Here is a 22,069-nt window from a genome sequence, read left to right as displayed (position 1 = left end):
TTCCGTTTTATTTGCCTTCCACTTCTTTGATCATTTTGTCGTAGTACTCGCACATTTTTTGTGGGTCGGTAGGCACGGCATCGGGCTGTTGCAGTTTTGGGGCAATTTCAGCCATTTTTTGTGGATTACTGGTAGCCAGTTGCTGAACCTTCGTATTGAGTTCGTTCGCTTTGGCAGTGGCCTGTTCAACGGTGCAGGCTAAAGTTGGTGTGGACAGTGCTGCTAGGATGACTAAGGCGCTCAGTTTTTTCATGACTAACTCCAAAAAACGTAAAGGTGGCTACACCATAAAAAAACTCTATTACCATCAGATGACATTCTTTTTTAGATGCTACTTTTACGTTTGGTAGTAGTGCGTAGAGCGATGAGTACAAAAAATCCCAAGCAGACCGTACATGCTGCTTGGGATTTTTATCGTATTAACCGTGTAGTTAGGCTGTGCTTTTAGCCAAGCTGCTATTTATTTCAATTTTGCTTTTACGCTGTCCAGAGCCGCCACTGCACACTCTTCATCTAGATGACCGCCGGGTGCGCCACCTACGCCGATAGCACCGATAACTTCGTCACCTACTTTAACTGGTACACCGCCAGCCAATAATAGAAAGCCGTTGATATCGCCTAAGTTCGCCGCGCCTGCATTGCTTTGTGACGCTTGCATCATAGCGCTAGACAAGTTTCGGCCAGATACAGAAGTAAAGGCTTTGTCTATGCTGGCTTGTACAGTGTGCGGACCAGCGTTATTAGCACGGGAAAACGAACGTAGGACACCAGCACGATCAACTACGGCAGCGGAAACGTTATAGCCTTTTTGCTGGCAGATATTGACGGTAGTAGTAGCCAATTCGTTAGCCAGGTCGAGCGAGATATTTTTTTCTGTTAAGACAGATTGAGCTTGGGCAGAGGCACCCATGGTAACTAAGGCTACTAAAGCAATTTTACGCAACATTGTTGATTCTCCTAAAGTGAGTCATTTCCGCATCGTTGCGGCCATGTGGTTACTATAAGAGGCGACTGCACCTTGTCACAATTCGTATGGCTACTCAACGTTCTCCGTAGTTTTACGTAGACCGGCGCAGCGTCAGAGCCGAGCAGAGCGTAAAACTAAGAGGTCAGTAGATCCGCGTACTGACGCACTAAAAGTGCTAAGTTATCAACATTAAGTTTATTGAAAATATTGGCCCTATGAGTTTCAACAGTACGCGGCGATACATCAAGTTGACGGGCGATTTCTTTATTGCTTAAGCCATCCACAATACCTTTTAAGACTTCTTTCTCCCGCTCGGTTAAGGTTTCGTAGAGACGCTTGGATTGCTCGTTTGCGGTTAGGCGCTCACGGCGCTGGATATGCATACGCACGGAAGTTTGTACTGTTTCCAACAATTGTTCATCGTCTATGGGCTTCTCTAAAAACTCCATTGCACCCGCTTTAAAGGCGCGTCGGCACATGTCTACGGTGCCGTGGCCTGTGAGCATAATAATGGGTATGTCTACGTGTTCTTCCTTAAGCTTATCGAGCAGGCTTAAGCCGCTCATTCCAGGCATGCGTACGTCCATCACAATGACGCCAATATCATCGCGATTGAACTGCTCATAAAATTGTTGTGGATCGTGCCAAGTGTGCACGCGTAAGCCTACGGTGCTAATTAATAGTGCCAAGCTTTCTAATACGGCCCGGTCATCATCTAGAATGTGCACCAGAGGTGAGAGTGAGTGTTCTTTTTTCACTTATTCCTCAGCAGCGAATCGGGGTAAGCGTAAATGGAAAACGGCTCCGCCAGAAGGTGAGTTAGCCGCACTTAGGCTGCCATCCATGGCCTGAGCTAACGACTCACAAAGGCTCAGACCCAAGCCTAAGCCTGAGCTACGAGTAGAGAAAAAAGGCTCAAATATACGGCTGAGATGGCTGGGCTCTATGCCTGAGCCGTTGTCTTGTACCCAGAAGTCTATATGTTTCTCATTCGCTTGCAAGCGAATAAGGATGCTCCTTGGTGGGTTCGAGGCGCTTAGCGAGTGCATGGCATTGCTGAGTAAGTTTTGAACTATTTGTCCCAAAGCGATGCTGTCCCCTTTGACATAAAGGGTGGCATTAGGTAAGTTGCTTTTGACTTTAATATGCAACTGATCAAGCTCTGGTCCGAGTAAATACAGTGTCTCATTAATCACTTGTTGCATCGCTACGGACTGCGTTTGTTGTAGCAGAGTTTTTTCTTCTAGGCTGTTGCGTAAGCGTTTGAGCACCTTGGCGGCACGCCGCACTTGCTCACTAGCTTGTTGCATAGCTTTGCGAGCGGCGTCTAACTCGGGCGGGTCTTCCGCAAGCAAGCGTATGGAGGCCTGGGTATTGGCCAATACCGACGTTAAGGGTTGGTTAAGTTCATGTGCGACACCTGCTGCCAACTCTCCCATGGAGTTTAATTTGGCAATTTGCCCCAGTCGTAATAATTCTTTGGAGCGTATGTTTTGCTCGCGTTGACTACGTATGTATATAAACAAGGCTATGAGGACTGCGTTTATTAACGCCATGCCTAGTATGAGTAACCAGGGTAAGGCTGAGTAAGGCAGACTGCGTGTCGTGCTCAGCTTAAAAGGTTGGCTTAAGGAAGCGATGGTCTTATTAAGGTGAAAAGTCTGCACTCCTTGTTGAGTCTCAAGAGGGGTGCTGATGTCCCAAGTTTGGCGCTGCCAACTAAGCCGTATAGAGGTTTCGCCATCTCGCGTTTCAAAAGGCCAGTCCTGTAGGGGAAGTAAGACAGATAAGTTGATTTTTAATGCGTAGCTGTAGGGTGTTGCCGCTAAAATCAGAATATATGTGGCGTGATCTAAATCCACATCAGCTAATACGGCGCGTTTGAGTTGCCGGGACTCAGCCTCATTATCTGCCCACGTATCAACAGGCCAAGCGTGAACGGCAGACTTATAGTAGATATCGATAATCTGCGGAAACATGGATTTCAAGAGGCCTAATTGCTCTGTATTAGTCAGGGGAGCCTGCAGGATGCTAAGCATATTTAGAATCACATCGTGCTGGGCTAAGCGCTGGCTGAGTAAGCGGTAAGCAATGTTTGACTGCGCAATAAACTGATTGGACTGTTGGTAAATAGTGTAGCTGCTGATCGCCAAGGCGCTGACTACGCTTAAGCACAGCCAGCATATACTTCCCCACATGGCGCTGCGAAGGTGGCGTTTTGTCATGGTTTTTTGATTTTAGTGTATAAGTAAGGCCCAAGCAGCCTTACAAGATGATTGTTAGCGTGCCCGTTGCGCACACACTAGAACTATTTTTTATGAGTGAGTAGTTCAGGTTATCTGCTACGTGTGCTTACGATACACGTAAATGAGATATCTGCTTTGGTATATTTTTTAAAAGAGATAGGGTGCTAGAGCTGCCGAGGTTGGACGGATGGAGGCTCGACCTCATGCGAGTTTATGGTTCGAAAAACAAAAAGCCCAGTCGTTTGACTGGGCTAAGTGTTTGAATCTTTGGTGGCCTTGGGCGGAATCGAACCACCGACACAAGGATTTTCAATCCTCTGCTCTACCGACTGAGCTACAAGGCCACGTTTTTGCGCTTGGCAAAGAAAGAACTATAACACGGTTTTTGAAATGTGTGTGCATAACAACAAATTTTTTGTTTTTTACATGAGATGTTCATGTAACTTTGTTAGTTATGCCCGCAAACCGAGAAATTTGCCAGAGCACGGATTATAATCATAAAAATGGATTTTTCGCGTTACTTTTATACAGACGTTGTCTGACAGTAACAACATAGCTTATTTTTGCGAGTTGATGAACCTCCATGTCTGTTGACGTACTTACTTTCGGTTTGAATCATGAGTCTGCACCGGTATCAGTGCGGGAGCGTGTGGCATTCCCGATGGATGTACTTAAGCCTGCGCTTGAGGGGTTGCGCTATGCTTTTGGTAGCGGGGTGCGGGAAGCCGCCATTTTGTCTACCTGTAATCGCACAGAAATTTACTGTGCTGCCGAGCGCGATGTTGCTAGCCGCCTGCCCGACTGGATGGCCGATTACAATAAGCTTGAGTCCGTAGAGTTAGTTCCCCATTTGTATCGCTATGACCAAAACGCAGCGGTCCGTCATGCTTTTCGTGTTGCTAGTGGTTTAGATTCCATGGTGTTGGGTGAACCCCAAATCCTAGGACAAATGAAAGATGCGGTGCGAGTAGCCGGCGAGGCAGGCTCGTTGGGGACCTTGCTGCATCAGCTTTTTCAGCGCACATTTTCAGTGGCCAAAGAAGTCCGTACGCAAACGGCTATCGGTGCCCATTCGGTTTCTATGGCGGCGGCAGCAGTGAAGCTGGCGGAGCGAATCTTTGGCGATCTAGGCGATACCAAAGTGTTGTTCATTGGTGCCGGTGAAATGATTGAGCTCTGTGCGACGCATTTCGCCGCTGCTAATCCAGGTAGCATCACGGTCGCAAACCGCACGCGTGAGCGCGCTGAAACGCTGGCTGGTCGTTTTATGGCCAGTACGATGCGCCTAAGTGATCTATCCGATCATTTGGCTGAATTTGATATCGTGGTTTCCTGTACGGCCTCCTCCTTGCCCATATTGGGCCTGGGTATGGTTGAGCGTGCTGTGCGAGCGCGCCGTCACCGCCCTGTCGTAATGGTTGATTTGGCGGTGCCGCGTGATATCGAATCCGAAGTAGGCCGTTTAGACGATGTGTACCTTTATACCGTCGATGATCTCGGGCACCTGGTGCAGCGCGGCTCTGATGCGCGTCGTGCTGCTGTCGTTCAGGCCGAAGGTATTATTGATACCCAGGTACAAAGCTATATGCACTGGCTGCAGAACCGAGCCATTGTGCCCACTATCGTCGATTTTCAGCAGACGGCCGAGCAAATACGGCAGCATGAGCTTGAGCGTGCCCGACGCATGTTGGCGCGTGGGGATGACCCCGAGCAAGTCATGGAAATGCTTGCGTACGGGCTGACGCAAAAATATTTACACGGCCCTATGTCCGAGCTTAACCGCAGCGAAGGTGATGAGCGTGAGCAGTTGCTCCAGCTATTACCTCGTTTGCTGCCGTCTCTTAGCCGTCGCCGTTAGCGAGGCTCTCTGTTTATGGCCGCCTGATGCGGCCTGTCTTGTTTTCACAGGCTGTTCACAGTCTGATCTATTTCCCTTTTTAGCAGTACCGCTTTTATGAAAGACTCAATGCGCAGTCGGCTGGAGCAACTGGCTCGCCGAATGATAGAAGTAGATGCTTTATTATCAGAACCTGAAATTGCGTCGGACATGGATAGTTTCCGTAAAATGTCTCGCGAGCGCTCAGAGCTGGAACCTGTAGTAACCGCTTTTAAGGCCTATGAGGCAGCCGAACAGGATTTATTAACGGCCCAAGAAATGCTTAGTGATCCCGAGTTAAAAGAAATGGGTGAGGAGGAGTACAAACTGGGTAAAGAGCGCATACAGGTGCTTGAGGACGAGCTCCAAATTCTGTTGTTGCCGCGCGATCCCGATGACACGCGTAACGTCTTTATAGAGATACGCGCCGGGGCCGGCGGGGACGAAAGCGCCTTGTTTGCGGGTGATTTGTTGCGTATGTACACGCGCTATGCCGAGCATAATGGATGGCGCACCGAATTGATCTCCGCTCATGATGCCGATTTGGGTGGTTACAAAGAGGTCGTCATTCGTATTGAAGGTGAAGATGTCTATGGGCGGCTGAAGTTTGAGTCGGGAGCGCATCGAGTGCAGCGTGTGCCGGAAACGGAGTCGCAGGGTCGTATTCATACGTCTACGTGTACCGTAGCCGTGTTGCCTGAAGCCGATGGGTTGACCGAAATTACGATAAATCCCGCTGACTTGCGTGTAGATACCTTTCGCGCCAGTGGCGCGGGTGGTCAGCACGTGAATAAAACAGACTCAGCGGTACGCTTAACCCATTTACCTACAGGTTTAGTGGTGGAGTGTCAGGACGATCGATCGCAACACCGTAACCGCGATAAGGCGATGCAAGTATTGGCCGCCAGACTCAAAGACATGCAGCAGCGTGAACAGCAGAACAAAGAGGCGGCACAGCGTAAAAGTTTGGTCGGGACAGGGGATAGGTCGGAGCGTATTCGTACTTATAACTTCCCTCAGGTGCGTATGACGGATCACCGTATTAACCTGACTTTGTATAAGCTGGCCGATATTATGGACGGTAACCTAAACGAACTGACCAATGCTCTCTTGGCTGAGCATCAAGCGGAATTGCTGGCTTCGTTGGCGGATGCCTAATGCAGTCTATCCGAGATTGTATGGGCCGGAGCACCTTACCGCGACTTGAGCAGCAAATGCTCTGGCAGCATGTGTTGAAAGTGACGCGAGTATGGCTGATCGCGCACGACACGGATGTTCTGGAGCCTCATCAAGTGGCTCAGTATTGGGCCTTAGATGAACGGCGCCAGCAAGGTGAGCCAATGGCTTACTTAATTGGCGAGCGCGAGTTCATGGGACATACTTTTCAGGTGAGTCCGGCGGTATTGATTCCTCGTCCCGATACAGAAACTTTGGTGAATGTTGCGTTAGAACAGCTACAGCATATTAAGCAGCCGCGTATTGTGGATTTAGGCACCGGCAGCGGAGCCATTGCTATTTCTCTGGCCTTGGCGCGCCCTGATGCACAGGTTTGCGCGACAGATGTCAGCGAGCAAGCGTTGCACGTGGCACGCCTAAATGCCCAACGCTTATGTGGGAAAGTCGAGTTTTACGCAGGGAATTGGTACGATGCCATAATGGGTCAGGCTGCTTTTGACATGATTGTTTCAAACCCGCCCTATATAGCGATGAGTGACCATCATTTAACGCAGGGCGACATCCGTTTCGAGCCACGTTCGGCACTTACCGATGAGGCCGATGGTCTGAGCGATTTGCATGCCATAATTACACAAGCAGCCTTACATTTGAAGGTGGGTGGCTATTTACTGCTGGAGCATGGCTGGGACCAAGGGCAGGCTGTACGGCATTTATTGCAACAGACTAATTATTCCACTATACATACTTACCAGGATTTGTCCGGCAATGACCGGGTCACTGGTGGGCAACTTTTAACTTCCTAGATTACGAGTGCATCATGAGCGACGTTCAAGACTTCATCCGTGAAACGGTTACCGATAATACCGTTGTCCTATTTATGAAAGGTACTGCGCAAATGCCGCAGTGCGGTTTCTCCGCGCGAGTTATTCAAATTCTACGTGCAGTGGGCTTGCAGCAAGTCGTCACTGTTAACGTATTGGATGATGAGGAAGTGCGCCAAGGCATTAAAGACTTTTCTAATTGGCCCACCATTCCCCAGTTATACGTAAAAGGCGAATTCTTAGGTGGGTCGGATATCGTCACCGAAATGTATGAAAACGGTGAGCTAGAAACTATGCTGCGTGAGGCTGGGGCGCTAGAGTGATTGCTCGTCAGCGGCTAGTCATAGGCATGACTGGCGCTACCGGCGCGGTGTATACAGTGCGTATGCTAGAGCTGTTGCGCCAGCATACAGACATAGAAACGCACTTGGTTATCTCTCCCTCAGGTGTCTTGAATATTAAGTACGAGCTAGACTTAACGCGTCAGTATATTCAAGGCTTGGCAGATCATGTGCATAACTTCCGCGATGTAGGGGCCACACTGGCTAGTGGTAGCTTTCCTACATTAGGGATGATGGTTGTGCCGTGTTCTATGCGCACGCTGGCAGCAGTGGCGCATGGCTTATCAGATAACCTAATTACCCGCGCCGCTGACGTCACGCTGAAAGAGCGTCGACGTTTGCTGATGATGGTGCGTGAAACCCCCTTCAATTTAGCGCACTTACGCAATATGACCGCGGTCACAGAAATGGGCGGTATTATTTTTCCGCCCATGCCTGCTTTTTACTTGCGACCGCAGTCCATGCAAGACATGGTAGACCATACCGTCATGCGTGCCCTAGACATGTTTGGCATTACCATCCCCGGCGAACGCTGGGACGGTAGCCAAACGGGGCAGATAAGCGAATAAGGCTTTTATTGGCTTAGATTTATATCTACGGCAGTGGCGTTGTCTGACGCCATTGTCTTCAAAACTTCTGCACTACCCCGCTTGCCTGTGTGTACGTGGCCTTCTTGCTGCACGTGGCACAGCTATACCAGCTATAGCCACGATCAAATATAAGTTATCTGTTTTCCTTAATGCCTGTGGAAGGCGTACCTGTCGTTAAATCACTTAGGTGGGAACGAACGTGGTCAATCTTTCTATGGAGAAAGGGGCGCCGTGCTTAAGCGCAACGTGTTGTGTACAGCCAGGCGAGACGACGGAATTTTCGACGGCTGAGAGGGCTTGAGGGTAAATGCTAGGTGCGCGCTTTATTCATAGGTATAAAATTAAATTCATAAGTGTGAATTATGGAGAGTAAGATGTCACAGCCTAAATGGATAGTTAGAGAGCAAGATGTTCCCGGTTATTCCCCGGCGAATCACACCGGCACATTAAATAGACGATTGATTTCGCCCGAAACGGTCGGCTCTAAGCATGTGGAAGTCTTGTTGGGCACGATAGAGCGTGGGCAAGGTGCTTTACCTCATGCGCATCCAGGGATAGAGCAGGTGTGTTATTTGCTGGAGGGACAAGCCCAAGTACAGGTGGGCGATGAGCAAGGTACTTTATATCCAGGGGACTGCTGTTTCTTTCCCGCGGATGTACCGCACATCTTTACGGTAACCAGTGAGCAAGCGGCGCGCGTGCTAGTGATTTATACGCCTCCCTACGAAGAGCATCCAGATCGAGTGCTGCGCTAACCATCATAGTAATAAGTTTGCCTGAGCAAACGAGGAGGAAGTTTGATGAGAAATCGATTTTTTCGTGACCTGTTATCCATGGTTGCAACAGTTGGGTTCGTTGCCGCCTTACCCATACAAGCGGCTATGGCAGCTTACCCCGATCGCCCCATTACCTTGGTTGTTCCGTTCCCTGCGGGGTCGGGGACTGATTCGGTAGGGAGAGTTTTTGCGGAGAGCTTGAGTAAAGACTTAGGTAAGCCCGTCATAGTAGAAAACCGTCCTGGTGGCAACGCCACCATCGCAGCCAGCTATGTGATGCGTGCTAAGCCGGACGGCTATACGCTGTTTGTGACCACAAATACCTCGCATTCTGCAGCTCCTTGGTTGATGAAGAATGTATCTTATGATCCGGTGAAGGACTTCACGCCTATTGCACGTGGAGGTAACTTGCCGTTTATTCTGGTCACTAGTCCTGAGCGACCTTATAACTCGGTTCAAGAATTGATTACTTACGCAAAAGCTCATCCGGGTGATGTGACCTACGCGAGCGGTAACAGCACGGGTATTGTGGCAGGGGGTACGCTAGGGCATGTTATGGATGTGGATATGTTGCATGTGCCTTACAAGGGAACTCCAGAAGCATTGACCGACGTGATCTCGGGTCGGGTTGATTTCATGTTTACTGACTTGACCTCAGGCATGCCCTTTGTGAGCAATAATCGCCTGAAAGCTTTGGCGGTCTCTACGGCAGAGCGCAGTAGCTTGTTACCTGACCTACCTGCTATGGAAGAGCTTGGTGTAGATAACTTTGACCTGAATTCTTGGAATGGGTTTTTTGGCCCGGCCAATATGCCTGAGGATATTACCTTAACGCTTAATGCGGCGATCAATCGTGTGGTTCAAGACCCCGAGATCAAGGCCAAGTTGGCTCAGTTGGGTTTTGATGCCTTCAGCGGTACCCCTGAAGATTTTGCTCAGTTTGTGGCACAGCAGTACCAGCAATGGGGTAAGTGGATTCAGGATGCTAATTTGGCGCCGCAGTAAGTAAAAGGGTGCATTATGCAGAAAAAAACTATGGGGCCTCTAGCTGGGATACGTATTCTAGATCTTAGCAGTGTAGTGATGGGGCCTTATGCGACTCAAATTTTGGGCGACTTAGGGGCTGACATCATCAAGGTGGAGTCCCCAACAGGCGATAGTATGCGTGCCGTCGGCCCCATGAAAAACAAAGATATGGGGGCTTTGTTTTTGCATTTGAATCGCAATAAGCGTTCAGTGGTGCTTGATTTGAAACAAGAGCAAGCTAGGCAAGCTTGTTTACACTTAGCTCAAGATGCTGATGTTTTTTTGTTCAACACCAGACCGGAAGCAATGGCTAGACTGAGGCTGGACTATGAAACATTGCAGGCGGTTAATCCAGCAATTGTGTATGTAGGTGCTTACGGATTTGGTAATCAAGGTCCATATGCTGGTCGCCCTGCTTATGATGATTTGATTCAGGGGATGACTGGGTTGCCTGCTTTGTATCAGCAGCAAACTGGGCGTGAGCCCAGTTATGTACCGTTGACATTAGCGGATCGGGCGGTAGGCTTGCACGTCGCTATAGCCATATTGGCTGCTGTGATTGAGGCTAGGCAGTCTGGTTGTGGGCAACAGGTTGAAATTCCCATGTTCGAAGCGATGTCGCAAATGGTGTTTGGTGACCATTTGGGAGGACGCAGCTTTGAGCCCGCCTTAGGGCAAAGTGGTTATGCGCGTTTATTGGTACCCTATCGGCGGCCTTATGCCACGCGTGATGGGTACATTACGGCTCTTATATATAACGATAAACATTGGGAGCGGTTTTTTGCGCTCATAGGCCGCTCAGAGCTCTGGTTAGATGCTAGGTTTAATACGCATAGTCAGCGGGCTAAGCACATAGCGCAAGCTTATGAGTTAGTGGCTCAAACTATGCTGGGACACGATACTGCTTATTGGTTAGAGCAACTTAATGCAGCGGATATTCCCGCCGCAGCTTTGCACACGGTAGACAGCCTGATGGATGATCCGCACATACAGGCTGTGCAAGCCTTACAAACTCAGCATCATCCTAGTGAAGGGATGCTGCGTACGCCCGCACCCGTGGGGAAGTATTCGCGCACACCAGCTCATATTCATACAGGGGCGCCTCGTTTGGGGCAGGACACAAGTACTGTTCTACGCTCAGCGGGTTTAAGTGAGTCGTACGTGAACAGTTTGCTGGCCTCTGGGGCTGCACAACAGGCTGCGAAGGAGGATTAAATGAATCTTTATGATGAAGTGGATGAGCATGGTTTGGTGGGGGGTATCACCCAGTTGTGCGCAGATTTCGATGATGATTATTGGTTGCGTTGTGAACGAGAAGGGCACTTTCCGCACGAGTTTCATCAGGCATTGGCGAAGGCTGGGTGGTTGGGTATTGCTATTCCAGAGGAATATGGCGGCTCTGGTTTAGGTATCCAAGAAGCGGCGCTGATGATGCAGTTGATTGCGCGCTCGGGTGCGGGCTTTTCAGGTGCATCTGCTGTGCATATGAATATTTTTGGCTTAAACCCTGTGGTTGTGTTTGGGACACCAGAACAAAAGCGAAAAGCTTTGCCGCCTCTTATCGCTGGCGAGCATAAAGCATGTTTTGCTGTGACTGAGCCCGATGCTGGTTTGGATACAACCCGTTTACAGACACGTGCTACGCGTAAAGGGGATCATTACGTTGTAGAAGGTAGAAAAATTTGGATTTCTACCGCACAGGTAGCTAATAAAATGTTGTTGTTAGCTCGCACCAAGCCTTTGGAACAAGTAAAAAAACCGACCGAAGGCCTTTCTTTGTTCTATACCGATTTGAATCGTGATTTTATTGAAGTACGCGAAATCGAGAAAATGGGGCGTAAAGCGGTAGACTCCAATATGTTATTTATTGATGGCTTGCGCATACCTGTAAGCGACCGTATTGGTGAGGAGGGGCGTGGCTTCGAGTATATTTTGCACGGATTGAATCCGGAGCGCATATTGATTGCTGCCGAAGCGGTTGGTTTGGGCCAAGTCGCCTTGCAAAAAGCGGTTGCTTATGCCGGAGAGCGGACGGTTTTTGGGCGTCCCATAGGGCAAAATCAAGGAGTGCAGCATCCTTTGGCGCAGGCTTGGATGCAGTTGGAGGCAGCACATTTAATGGTGTGTAAGGCGGCCCATCATTATGATAATGGGCTGGAGTGTGCGCCCTTTGCGAACAGTGCCAAGTACTTAGCGGCCGAGGCAGCTTTCTTTGCGTGTCAGACAGCTGTACAGACCTTAGGGGGTATGGGTTATGCCTGTGAGTATCACGTCGAGCGTTATTTGCGCGAGAGCTTTATTCCGCGTTTGGCTCCTGTCAGCCCACAGTTGATCATGTGCTACATTGCGGAAAAAGTTCTGGGCTTACCCAAGTCATATTAAAGCAATACCGAGTTTTACAAGGTTGTCGGGTTGGCAAGCTGCTTTAGGGGCGTTGGCTTAAGCTTTGACACGCTACCCGCAATTGCTGCGCTAAGTTTTGTAGTTGAGGTTGTATGCGGTACAAGGGGCCGGCGATCGAAATGGCGTATTGTCCCCCTAGCAAACTTACAGGCCAGGCAATCCCGCCTACATCGGGCATTGATTCCCCTAGATTTTGAAACCAACCTTGCTGGTTTGAACGTTGTATATCTTGCTCTAGTGCCTCAAAGGTGGTGAGTGTATGCTCGTTAAACTGTTTGAAGGGCTCCTTACCTAATAGCTTTGCTCGTTCGCTAGGACTATGCATGGATAACAAGGCTTTGCCTAAAGAATTGCAATGTAAGTGGCGCTGTGCGCCTGGGTCCGCCACGTAACAAATAGGGTGTACAGAAGGCAGCACTTCCAGATAAACCACAAAGTCTTTAGATCCGAGCTTACCGAGCACGACGGTTTCAGAGCTTGAGTGACGTAAGGCTTCTAGGGTGGGAGCTACCTTGTCGAGTATAGGATCGTTGCGGGCGATACGCTGGCTCATGGCTTGTAGGCGACCCGTGGGGTAATAACCTTGGCGTGGGGCGGTTTCGTACAGATAGCCTAACTGGCTCAGTGTTCTTACTAACGCTAAACAGCTGGATACGGGAGCATTCAGCTCGCGAGCCAGTTCGGTTAAGGAGAGGGGTTTTCCTGCACGGGCGAAAACCTCAATAATTTCTATAACACGCAGTGCGGTTTTGACGCTGGAGTTGGCAGATGGTGCAGACATAGGATGAGAGAGTGGTGCAGTTAACGAGTCAGCTGCATGTTGCAGCTGATCCTTTCCCATTGATCATAGCGGATTTTAAAGTCTTAGGAGCGCTAGTAAGCTCACTGCCCCGACCTACGCTTATTGACGAAGATCATTTTTTGCTCCCCTGTGTCGCTGGCTGTAGCGGGCGTATAGGCATCGGCAGGCAGGGTTGAGGCGATGGGGGGCATAAGGGGTTCCTCAACCTGGGGCAAATGGTCGTCAAAATAGTCTTGATCAAAGCCTTTGTCACCATCGGGGTTGGGGACGTTATTGGCTTTTAAATCCGCAAAGTTGAAGATGCTCGGATCCATTAGATGCGAAGGGACTACACGGGTGAGCGCGCCAAAGACGTTCCACGAGCGGCTGGGGAATTTTTTATCCCATTCAGCAATCATGCGATTGATCTCTTGGCGCTTGAGATTTTCTTGTGAACCGCATAAATTGCACGGAATAATAGGAAACTCTTTGAGTTGGGCGTAAGCGATCAGGTCTTTTTCTGGTACATATGCGAGCGGGCGAATGACGATATGTTCACCGTTATCCGACATCAGCTTGGGCGGCATGCCTTTCATGCGGCCACCATAAAACAGGTTTAAAAAGAAGGTAGCTAAAATGTCGTCGCGATGATGCCCCAGAGCAATTTTGGTGGCTCCCAGTTCTTTTGCAACACGGTAAAGTATGCCGCGCCGTAAGCGAGAGCACAGCGAGCAGGTGGTCTTGCCCTCTGGAATTACGCGAGTCACGATGGAATAGGTGTCTTGGGTTTCTATGTGGTAGGGCACACCTCGTTTTTCTAGGTACTCGGGCAAAACATGGGCGGGAAAACCAGGCTGCTTTTGGTCTAGATTGACGGCGATTAAATCAAAATGGATAGGCGCGCGTTGCTTGAGCTTTATAAGCACATCTAGCAGCCCGTAGGAGTCTTTGCCGCCCGAGAGGCAAACCATTATTTTGTCGCCCTCTTCAATCATATTGAAGTCGCTAACAGCACGGCCTACTTCACGCATAATGCGCTTGCTAAGTTTGTTGTCTTCATTGCGCTGTTTGCGCTCGGCTTGAGAAAAGAAAGCGGCGTCAATGGGGGCGGTGTGGTGGGGCGAATCTTGGTCGTTGGCCATGTGAAGGAGCGAAAAGAGAGTCAATAGGGTGTTAAGCGTTGCCAGTGCGCTGGCGTTCAATGGCAATGCCTACAGCATCGCAATCATCAAAGGCGGCAGGCTTGCTGAGTCGTATTTTAACGCGTTGAACCGTGGGGAAGTCTTGGTAGATTCGGGCTGCTAAACGTTCTATCAGGGTTTCCAGTAAATGCGTGTGCGCGCGAGTAATTTCATCAATGATAGCTTCGCGCAAGAGCCGATAATCCAGCACGCTGGTAATGTCTTGATCATCGGGCAGGACAGAAAACTGGGTGTCAAACTCAGCATCCACGTGTAGGGATTGGACGGCAGCTATTTCGTGCTCCAGTATGCCGATATAAGCGGGTACCACTAGGTTTTTAATAAAAATTTGACGTGTTAGCATGCCTGCTGCTCTCAGTAAAGGACAGAGCCCGCCAGAGGCGGGCTGGAAAAGCAAAGTTAAGTGCGCGTGTTAAGGGCGACGTTGCAGTGTACATTCATCCGCGGCTGGCTTGGACAGTTGTACGGTATAAGCCCGTAGCTCATCACGTCTAAAGACGTGCACTTGCACAACTTGATCGGCTTGATAAGCGCCCAGTAAGCGGGTCAGGCTGGCGGCGTCGGTGACACGTAGACCATCTATAGCAACCAGTATGTCACCGGCAGATAGCCCTGCTGCGTGAGCGGCTCCATGTTCATATACCGTCGCTAGTTCACATTGCTGGCCCACTTGGCGCACTTTAAGGTCTAGGCTAGGTGTGGTTTGGCTACTGCGCCACGTCAAGTCTATGCCTTGTGTAGCGAACAGGGCTTGCAGTGGAATATCTTCAGTGCCAAATACGTACCGTTGGAGATACTCTGTGGCGTCATAACCTGTAGCCTGCAAGATAATGGCTTGCATAGCGTCTTCTTGCACGCCGACTGGATCCAGGCGGGTATAGAAGTCTTTGCCGTAGTCACGCCATAACGCAAGCATGACATCGTCTAGGCTTTTGTTCTGCTGACTGTGCGCGCGTATGCTTAGATCCAGCCCCAAAGCGGCCAGAGCGCCTTTGCTGTAATAGCTAACCAAAGCATTGGGCGAGTTTTCATCTTGTTTGTAAAAGCGAGTCCATGTGTCGAACGAGCTTTCTGCAATGGATTGCTTAAAGCGTCCTGGTGTGCGGTGCACAGCGCTGATGTTTTTGCTTAAAAGGTTTAGGTACTCAGCCTCATTGACGCAGCCTGAACGCAAGAGCATTAGGTCGTCATAATAGGAGGTAAAGCCTTCGAATACCCAGAGTAGACGGGTGTAGTTCTCTTGGCTGAGATCATAAGGGGCAAAGGCGGCAGGCTTAATTCGCTTGACGTTCCAAGTGTGGAAGTATTCGTGGCTGACTAAACCCAAAAAAGTTTGGTAGCCAGCGCTTTTTACGCTTCGGTCGCTGCTATGGGTAGGCAGGTCACGCCTTGCCGCCATCAGTGCGGTGGAGGCCCGGTGTTCAAGCCCGCCATAGCCATCATCGGTAAGCATAGTCATGAATACATAGCGATGACCGCTTTCTAGAAATGGCGCCCGTTTGCTTTCAGGCTCGAAAAAAGCAATTTGTGTAGCACAAATTTTTTGTACATCCGCCGCAATGCGTGAAAGATCTAAGTTTGGCGCTACGCCCGTGAACACAAGCTCGTGTTCCGCGCCATGCGCTTCAAAGCTAATGACTTGTGGGGTGCCCATTTCTACGGGGTGATCAATCAGCTCGTCGTAGTTACGCGCTTCGTACAAACCAAAGCCATAACGTTTTGCGGGCTTGATTTTTCCTAGCTTTTTGCGTGCTTCAGGTAAGCTGGTGTACACGCCCCAGTTGGGACATTGTCCGTTTTCGACCAGTTCTACGAAGCAGGGTTGTTTATCCTGTCCTTCAGGCTTGAGAAATACGCTGGTACCATTGAAAAAAGCATGGCTTTCATCTACATGTGCACCCCGTACTGACAAGTCCCATGCATATACCGTATAACGTATGTGAAGGCTGCCAGAGCATGGCGCGCATTGCCAACGATGTTTATCCAGTTTGCGGATGGCAACCGGAGCATCATCACAAAAGCCGGCTATGCTTTCTATCTGACGTGAAAAATCGCGTATTAGGTAGCTGCCTGGAATCCAGGCGGGTAGACTGAGCACTTGACCTTCAGAGTCAGGCTGGGAGATATGCAGATCAAGCTGCAAGCGGTGCCCTGGTAAGTCAGCCAGAGTAACGCGATACAGTAGTGGTAATTTATCCATCCCTCTATTCTATTTAATTTTTGCACGGAGACAGTATGAATGAGCCATTAGTAAAAACCGAGGTACAAGGACGTGTTGCTTTATTGACATTAAATCGTCCTAAGGCCCTTAATGCCCTGAGTAACGAGGTGGCCTCAGCGCTGTATGCAGCATTAAAAAAATTCGACGAAGATGAGCAGATTGGTGCGATCGTGCTTACTGGTAACGAACGAGCCTTTGCGGCAGGTGCAGATATTGCCGCAATGAAAGACTGGACATTTCAAGACGTCTATAAAGATAATTACTTGGCTGGCGATTGGGAAAACATTACCCGTATACGCAAGCCCATTATTGCTGCTGTGGCTGGTTACGCGCTAGGGGGTGGTTGCGAGCTGGCCATGGCGTGCGATATGATTTTTGCCGCCGATACCGCTAAGTTCGGCCAACCAGAAATCAAGCTGGGCGTGATTCCAGGTTATGGCGGCACGCAGCGCTTACCGCGCGCCATTGGTAAAGCGAAAGCTATGGACTTAGTGTTAACTGGTCGCATGATGGATGCAGAAGAGGCTGAGAGAGCAGGCTTGGTCGCCCGTATCGTGCCCGCAGAACAACTCTTGTCAGAGGCTATGGAGGCGGCGGCAGCCATCGCTAGCATGTCGTTACCTTCGGTGATGATGGCTAAAGAATGCGTCAATCGTGCGTATGAAAGCACGCTAGATGAAGGGCTAATGTTTGAGCGCCGTAATTTTCATGCGTTATTTGCCACCGAGGACCAGAAAGAAGGCATGAACGCATTTGTTGAAAAACGCAAACCAAACTTTAAGCATCAATAAATAAAAAAAGGCAAGTGCACCTTAGTGTTGTTGTAATAATGCTGCGCTGCGGGATGTGATGCCAAGGCATAAGTCCATGCCTAGCAGTGTTACAGGTCACTTGCCCCTTTGAACCTTAAGAAACTTAGGGTAAAGTTTGCGTGCTGCAAAAAAAAGACGTTATACTTTACGAGTTTGACAGCCAGCGGCTTTCTTAGGATTGCCTGGTTTAGGTCTTTCAGACTATTGGCGCTACTTTTTAGTGTTATGCGGCCACAAGCCTAATTTACTTAAATCGACGTTTTCCTATATATGGTTCAGCACATCGAGACGGGCATGAATACCGATCCGTTTGAAAAACAACAGTTAGACGGCTACCAGCCGCTAGTACTGAGTGCCGAACAAAAAGCTACTATGGCTAAAAAAGCCAGCAAAGGCATAGTGCATGCCTTAAGCGCACAGGCACTGATGGGTGTTCTGGCAGTATTGCTGGCTTTTTTGGTGTCGGGTACCAATGCAGCAGCTTCAGCCCTTATTGGCGCAGCTGCTTATTTTGTGCCTAATGCTTTGTTTGCACTGCGTTTGCTACTGGGTTTGCTCGGTGGCGGGGATGCTAGCCCAATGGCTTTTTTTTGGGGCGAAGCATTTAAGTTATTGGCGGCATTGCTTATTTTAGGCTTGGCGGTAGTAACAGATACAGGTTGGTTAAGTTGGCCTGCGTTGCTCTTTGGCCTGATCTGCGTCTTAAAAGGTTATGTGCTACTGCTGGCTTTGCGCAAAATGCCATGACGAAATTTTGGCTTTCACGGGCTTAGGCCCTTAACGTATTAACAGGGTAAATACAGATGGCTGCTGCTAGTGATATTTCGCCTCAGTCAAGTTACATTCAACACCATTTGGTGCACCTAAATAACGTCGGTAGCAAACAAAATGTTATTGCCGATTTTAGTGTTTTTAACTATGACTCCGCCTTCTGGTCTTTGTTGATGGGCTTGGTGGTGATTTTTGTGTTACGCCGTGCCGCGGTGCATGCTACATCGGGTGTGCCAAATCGCTTTCAGATGGCAGTTGAAATACTGGTGGATTGGGTACAGGATCAGGCTAAGTCTGTGGTGCCAAACGCGCAATCACTCAAGTTTATTGCGCCACTAGGTTTAACGGTATTCCTTTGGATTTTGCTCATGAACGTCCTGGATTTATTGCCAGTAGACGGATTGGGCTGGATTTTCATGCAAACCGGCTTGGGTGCCCAAGAAGGTGATCAACTGTATTACCATCGTATTTTGCCCACTGCAGATATTAATATCCCTATGGGCATGTCTTTGGGTGTGTTGTTGTTGATGTTCTATTACGGCATCAAAATTAAGCATCCGGGTGGATTTGTTAAAGAATTGTTCACTGCTCCATTTGTTTCTAATGGCGCTGTTGCGGTGATTTTATTGGCCCCCGTCAATTTCTTGTTGAACTTGATCGAGTATGCGGCTAAATCAGTTTCTTTGGGTATGCGGTTATTCGGCAATATGTTTGCCGGAGAGCTGGTATTCATGTTGATTGCTTTGCTTGGCGGAGCATGGACAGGGTTTAATGGAGCAAGCATAGGCTTGGGTATAGGCCATGTATTAGCCGGTTCGGTATGGGCAATATTCCATATCCTGATTGTGCTGTTGCAGGCGTTTATTTTCATGATGCTTACCCTTGTGTATTTGGGTCAGGCTCACGAAGGCCATTAATCAATAACCGGGCTCGGTATGGTACCGGGCTTCGGTGTGCAGAGCATGTTTCTGCTATGCCGTTTTCTTTGAATTTTTGAACACAGAGTTTTTAACCAAGGAGTTGTCATGACCAACGTAGCTTTCGTTGCCCTTGCTTGCGGTCTTATCGTCGGTCTGGGTGCGTTCGGCGCCAGTATCGGTATTGCCCTAATGGGTGGAAAATATCTGGAAGCATCTGCTCGTCAGCCTGAGCTGATGAACGCTCTACAAACCAAGATGTTCTTGCTGGCAGGTCTGATTGACGCTGCTTTCCTGATCGGTGTCGGTATTGCCATGTTGTTTGCTTTTGCCAATCCTTTTATTGGATAAGTGCAGAAAAACCAAGGTTTTACTGGCTGGCAGGCAGTCGCTAGCGGCACTAAGTATCACTATGTACTAAGTAGTGCCGCCGGTGACTTGAAAAATACAGCGTCACAGCATGTTGCTGTTGATGCATGGGGTATTGAAGGGATACGACCGTGAACTTAAACGCGACTCTCTTTTTTCAGATGATCGTGTTTTTCGTTTTGGCATGGTTTACGATGAAATTCGTATGGCCACCCATAACGAAAGCAATTGAAGATCGTCGACAAAAAATTGCTGATGGCTTAGCCGCCGCTGATAAAGGCAAGGCTGATCTGGCCCAAGCGCAAGCGCGTATCAGCCTGATGGATGCAGCTGCCAAGTCTGAAAATCACACACGTGTAGCTGACGCTGAAAAGCAGGCTGCCGCGATTATCGACGCTGCTCGTGGCGAAGCTGAAGTTGAAAAGGCCCGTATCGTGGCCCAAGCCCATCAGGACGCGGCTCAAGAAGCTCAGCGTGTACGTGATGGACTGCGCAACGATGTCGCCGCTTTGGCGGTGAAAGGTGCTGAGCAGATCTTGCGACGCGAAATCGATGCACAGGCACACGCTGAGCTGTTAAATCAGCTCAAGGCTGAACTTTAAACTCAAGGCAGGCCATGGCTGAACTATCGACTATTGCCAGACCTTACGCCGAGGCGCTGTTCGCTGCTGCAAGCAACGATAAAACAGCCCTCGAATCGTGGTCGGCCCTGTTGTCCGAAATGGCTCAGGTGGCCGGTCTACACGATGTGCGCGAGGCACTGAATGATCCGCGCCTAGAAAATAGGCAACGGGTAGAGCTGTTTTCCAGTTTGTTAAAAACCTCACTGGATGACAAAGCTCGCAACTTTATTGAACTGTTAGTGGAAAATCAGCGCATATTGTTGTTGCCGCAGATTGCCGAACAGTTCGACTTATTAAAACACCAACTCGAAGGCACAGCCGAAGCGTTGATTTTCAGTGCATTTCCTTTGGATGATGCGCAAGTCAATGAACTGCTGGTAGGCCTCGAGAAAAAGTTTGGCCTGAAACTCAAGCCGAACGTTACCGTAGACCCCAGTTTAATTGGTGGTGTACGTGTAGTGGTAGGTGATCAGGTGCTCGACACTTCCGTGCAGGCTAGGCTGGCCAGCATGCGCGATACGCTGACTGCATGATGGCAGCTCAGTAAACAGGATTTCAGGAGTCTGAACATGCAACTTAATCCGTCTGAGATCAGCGAACTGCTCAAGAGCCGCATTGAAGGCTTGGGCGCATCGTCTGACGTTCGCACGCAAGGCACGGTAGTATCCGTGGCTGACGGTATTACCCGTATTCACGGTCTGTCCGACGTGATGCAAGGCGAAATGCTTGAATTCCCGAACAATGTGTTCGGTTTGGCGCTCAACCTTGAGCGTGATTCTGTAGGTGCGGTGATTCTAGGTGAGTACACCAGCGTTTCCGAAGGCGATCCAGTTAAAACCACTGGTCGTATTCTGGAAGTACCCGTAGGCCCCGAACTATGTGGTCGCGTGGTAGATACACTGGGTAACCCTATTGATGGCAAAGGCCCCATCAACGCCAAACTAACAGACGTTATCGAAAAAGTAGCGCCTGGCGTTATTGCTCGTCAATCCGTATCGCAGCCTCTGCAAACGGGTACGAAAGCAATTGACTCCATGGTGCCGGTTGGCCGTGGTCAGCGTGAGTTGATTATTGGTGACCGTCAAACAGGTAAAACTGCAGTAGCCGTTGACACCATCTTGGCTCAAAAGGGTACAGGAGTTAAGTGTATTTACGTGGCTGTTGGTCAAAAAGCATCGACCATTAACAACGTAGTACGCAAACTTGAAGAGCACGGTGCTCTTGAGTACACCATCATTGTGGCAGCCTCAGCCTCTGAGTCAGCCGCGATGCAGTACTTGGCGCCTTACTCCGGTTGTACCATGGGTGAGTATTTCCGCGATCGCGGCGAAGATGCCCTGATTATTTATGATGACTTGACCAAGCAAGCTTGGGCATATCGTCAAGTATCGTTGCTGTTGCGTCGTCCTCCAGGTCGCGAGGCCTACCCAGGTGACGTATTCTACCTGCACTCCCGCTTGCTAGAGCGCGCTGCTCGTGTGAATGCTGAGTACGTAGAGAAATTCACTAACGGTGAAGTAAAAGGCAAAACGGGTTCTTTAACCGCGCTGCCCATTATTGAAACCCAGGCTGGTGACGTTTCCGCTTTCGTTCCCACTAACGTGATTTCCATTACTGATGGTCAGATTTTCTTGGAATCTGATCTGTTTAACGCGGGTATTCGTCCTGCGATTAACGCCGGTGTATCGGTATCTCGCGTAGGTAGTGCGGCGCAGACTAAGTTAATTAAGAAAGTTTCCGGTGGTATTCGTACCGACTTGGCGCAGTACCGTGAGCTGGCCGCTTTCTCGCAGTTTGCTTCCGATCTAGACGAAGCAACACGCCGTCAGCTAGAGCGTGGTAAACGCGTAGTGGAACTGCTTAAACAGCCTCAGTACCAGCCGGTAGCGGTCTGGGAAATGGGTGTCAGCTTGTACGCCATTAACAATGGCTACTTTGATGACCTCGAGGTTGAGCAAGTACTGCCTTTCGAAAAAGGCTTGAAGGATCACTTGCGTAATAAGTACGCCAGCTTGGTTGAGAGTATTCAGAGCAAGCTTGAACTGGTTAAAGACGATGAAGCTGCATTGGTCGCAGCCATTCAGGACTTTAAAAAGAACGGCGTATTCTAAGCTCTCTGCTGGCCCCACATTTGGGGTCACGGTTAAAGGG

24 protein-coding genes and 1 tRNA gene are annotated in these 22,069 nt (G+C 49.4%); 16 read left to right on the top strand and 9 right to left on the bottom strand.

What is annotated here, in order from left to right:
* Positions 1-7: 7 nt before the first annotated feature.
* The 5 genes from OSH01_RS08020 to OSH01_RS08000 all read right to left on the bottom strand — a co-directional run bounded on the left by OSH01_RS08020 (position 8) and on the right by OSH01_RS08000 (position 3,557).
* Positions 8-253, bottom strand: a complete 246-nt coding sequence (locus OSH01_RS08020) for a hypothetical protein (RefSeq protein ID WP_266123561.1) — start codon at positions 251-253, stop codon at positions 8-10.
* A gap of 207 nt (positions 254-460) precedes the next feature.
* Positions 461-946, bottom strand: coding sequence for a GlcG/HbpS family heme-binding protein (locus tag OSH01_RS08015; RefSeq protein WP_266123560.1), 486 nt, complete (start codon positions 944-946; stop codon positions 461-463).
* Between the two features lie 155 nt (positions 947-1,101).
* Positions 1,102-1,725: a response regulator transcription factor gene (locus tag OSH01_RS08010; RefSeq protein WP_266123559.1), complete on the bottom strand. Its 624-nt coding sequence runs from the start codon at positions 1,723-1,725 to the stop codon at positions 1,102-1,104.
* Positions 1,726-3,192, bottom strand: a complete 1,467-nt coding sequence (locus OSH01_RS08005) for a sensor histidine kinase (protein ID WP_266123558.1) — start codon at positions 3,190-3,192, stop codon at positions 1,726-1,728.
* 289 nt (positions 3,193-3,481) lie between these two features.
* A tRNA-Phe gene (locus OSH01_RS08000) sits at positions 3,482-3,557 on the bottom strand.
* A gap of 239 nt (positions 3,558-3,796) precedes the next feature.
* Here OSH01_RS08000 and hemA point away from each other — a divergent pair.
* From hemA to OSH01_RS07955, 9 genes are all read left to right on the top strand, one after another.
* A complete protein-coding gene (gene hemA, locus OSH01_RS07995) occupies positions 3,797-5,071 on the top strand; it encodes a glutamyl-tRNA reductase (protein ID WP_266123557.1) in 1,275 nt (424 codons plus the stop codon).
* A 96-nt stretch (positions 5,072-5,167) separates the two neighbouring features.
* The gene (gene prfA / locus OSH01_RS07990; RefSeq protein ID WP_266123556.1) at positions 5,168-6,247 is read left to right on the top strand and encodes a peptide chain release factor 1; all 1,080 of its coding nucleotides are present in this window, start codon (positions 5,168-5,170) and stop codon (positions 6,245-6,247) included.
* On the top strand, positions 6,247-7,068 hold the full coding sequence (prmC, locus tag OSH01_RS07985) for a peptide chain release factor N(5)-glutamine methyltransferase (protein ID WP_266123555.1): 822 nt from the start codon (positions 6,247-6,249) through the stop codon (positions 7,066-7,068). The genes prfA and prmC overlap by 1 nt, the downstream gene beginning before the upstream one ends.
* Before the next feature lie 14 nt (positions 7,069-7,082).
* Positions 7,083-7,409 (top strand): Grx4 family monothiol glutaredoxin, encoded by a 327-nt coding sequence (gene grxD, locus OSH01_RS07980; RefSeq protein ID WP_266123554.1) that lies wholly within the window; start codon positions 7,083-7,085, stop codon positions 7,407-7,409.
* A complete protein-coding gene (locus OSH01_RS07975) occupies positions 7,406-7,996 on the top strand; it encodes a UbiX family flavin prenyltransferase (protein ID WP_266123553.1) in 591 nt (196 codons plus the stop codon). Before grxD ends, OSH01_RS07975 begins: the two co-directional genes overlap by 4 nt.
* Positions 7,997-8,391: 395 nt before the next feature.
* On the top strand, positions 8,392-8,772 hold the full coding sequence (locus tag OSH01_RS07970) for a cupin domain-containing protein (protein ID WP_266123552.1): 381 nt from the start codon (positions 8,392-8,394) through the stop codon (positions 8,770-8,772).
* 45 nt (positions 8,773-8,817) lie between these two features.
* The gene (locus OSH01_RS07965; RefSeq protein WP_266123551.1) at positions 8,818-9,798 is read left to right on the top strand and encodes a Bug family tripartite tricarboxylate transporter substrate binding protein; all 981 of its coding nucleotides are present in this window, start codon (positions 8,818-8,820) and stop codon (positions 9,796-9,798) included.
* 15 nt (positions 9,799-9,813) lie between these two features.
* Complete coding sequence (locus OSH01_RS07960; RefSeq protein WP_266123550.1) at positions 9,814-11,034, top strand: CaiB/BaiF CoA transferase family protein; 1,221 nt, start codon at positions 9,814-9,816, stop codon at positions 11,032-11,034.
* Positions 11,035-12,201: an acyl-CoA dehydrogenase family protein gene (locus OSH01_RS07955; protein WP_266123549.1), complete on the top strand. Its 1,167-nt coding sequence runs from the start codon at positions 11,035-11,037 to the stop codon at positions 12,199-12,201.
* A 43-nt stretch (positions 12,202-12,244) separates the two neighbouring features.
* Here OSH01_RS07955 and OSH01_RS07950 read toward each other — a convergent pair whose 3' ends face one another.
* From OSH01_RS07950 to OSH01_RS07935, 4 genes are all read right to left on the bottom strand, one after another.
* The gene (locus tag OSH01_RS07950; RefSeq protein ID WP_266123548.1) at positions 12,245-13,003 is read right to left on the bottom strand and encodes an IclR family transcriptional regulator; all 759 of its coding nucleotides are present in this window, start codon (positions 13,001-13,003) and stop codon (positions 12,245-12,247) included.
* A 101-nt stretch (positions 13,004-13,104) separates the two neighbouring features.
* A complete protein-coding gene (ttcA, locus tag OSH01_RS07945) occupies positions 13,105-14,145 on the bottom strand; it encodes a tRNA 2-thiocytidine(32) synthetase TtcA (protein WP_266123547.1) in 1,041 nt (346 codons plus the stop codon).
* A 31-nt stretch (positions 14,146-14,176) separates the two neighbouring features.
* Positions 14,177-14,548, bottom strand: coding sequence for a dihydroneopterin aldolase (gene folB, locus OSH01_RS07940; RefSeq protein WP_266123546.1), 372 nt, complete (start codon positions 14,546-14,548; stop codon positions 14,177-14,179).
* A gap of 69 nt (positions 14,549-14,617) precedes the next feature.
* Positions 14,618-16,405, bottom strand: coding sequence for a M61 family metallopeptidase (locus tag OSH01_RS07935; protein WP_266123545.1), 1,788 nt, complete (start codon positions 16,403-16,405; stop codon positions 14,618-14,620).
* Positions 16,406-16,440: 35 nt separating this feature from the next.
* Between OSH01_RS07935 and OSH01_RS07930 the strand changes: the two genes are divergently transcribed.
* The 7 genes from OSH01_RS07930 to atpA all read left to right on the top strand — a co-directional run bounded on the left by OSH01_RS07930 (position 16,441) and on the right by atpA (position 22,029).
* Positions 16,441-17,217: an enoyl-CoA hydratase gene (locus OSH01_RS07930; protein ID WP_266123544.1), complete on the top strand. Its 777-nt coding sequence runs from the start codon at positions 16,441-16,443 to the stop codon at positions 17,215-17,217.
* A gap of 315 nt (positions 17,218-17,532) precedes the next feature.
* Positions 17,533-17,985, top strand: a complete 453-nt coding sequence (locus OSH01_RS07925) for an ATP synthase subunit I (RefSeq protein ID WP_266123543.1) — start codon at positions 17,533-17,535, stop codon at positions 17,983-17,985.
* 56 nt (positions 17,986-18,041) lie between these two features.
* Positions 18,042-18,926 (top strand): F0F1 ATP synthase subunit A, encoded by an 885-nt coding sequence (gene atpB / locus OSH01_RS07920; protein ID WP_266123542.1) that lies wholly within the window; start codon positions 18,042-18,044, stop codon positions 18,924-18,926.
* 108 nt (positions 18,927-19,034) lie between these two features.
* On the top strand, positions 19,035-19,277 hold the full coding sequence (atpE, locus tag OSH01_RS07915) for a F0F1 ATP synthase subunit C (protein ID WP_266123541.1): 243 nt from the start codon (positions 19,035-19,037) through the stop codon (positions 19,275-19,277).
* Positions 19,278-19,426: 149 nt separating this feature from the next.
* Positions 19,427-19,897: a F0F1 ATP synthase subunit B gene (locus OSH01_RS07910; protein WP_266123540.1), complete on the top strand. Its 471-nt coding sequence runs from the start codon at positions 19,427-19,429 to the stop codon at positions 19,895-19,897.
* 14 nt (positions 19,898-19,911) lie between these two features.
* Entirely contained in the window at positions 19,912-20,451 is a 540-nt protein-coding gene (locus OSH01_RS07905; protein WP_266123539.1) for a F0F1 ATP synthase subunit delta, read from the top strand.
* A 36-nt stretch (positions 20,452-20,487) separates the two neighbouring features.
* Positions 20,488-22,029, top strand: a complete 1,542-nt coding sequence (atpA, locus tag OSH01_RS07900; RefSeq protein ID WP_266123538.1) for a F0F1 ATP synthase subunit alpha — start codon at positions 20,488-20,490, stop codon at positions 22,027-22,029.
* The last annotated feature ends 40 nt before the right edge of the window (positions 22,030-22,069 follow it).

The sequence above is a fragment of the Alcaligenes endophyticus genome (genome assembly GCF_026344035.1).
GTDB classification, from domain to species: Bacteria; Pseudomonadota; Gammaproteobacteria; order Burkholderiales; family Burkholderiaceae_B; genus Alcaligenes; species Alcaligenes endophyticus.
Note: the sequence above shows the minus strand (reverse complement) of the source record. Positions and strands in the feature narration are given on the sequence as shown.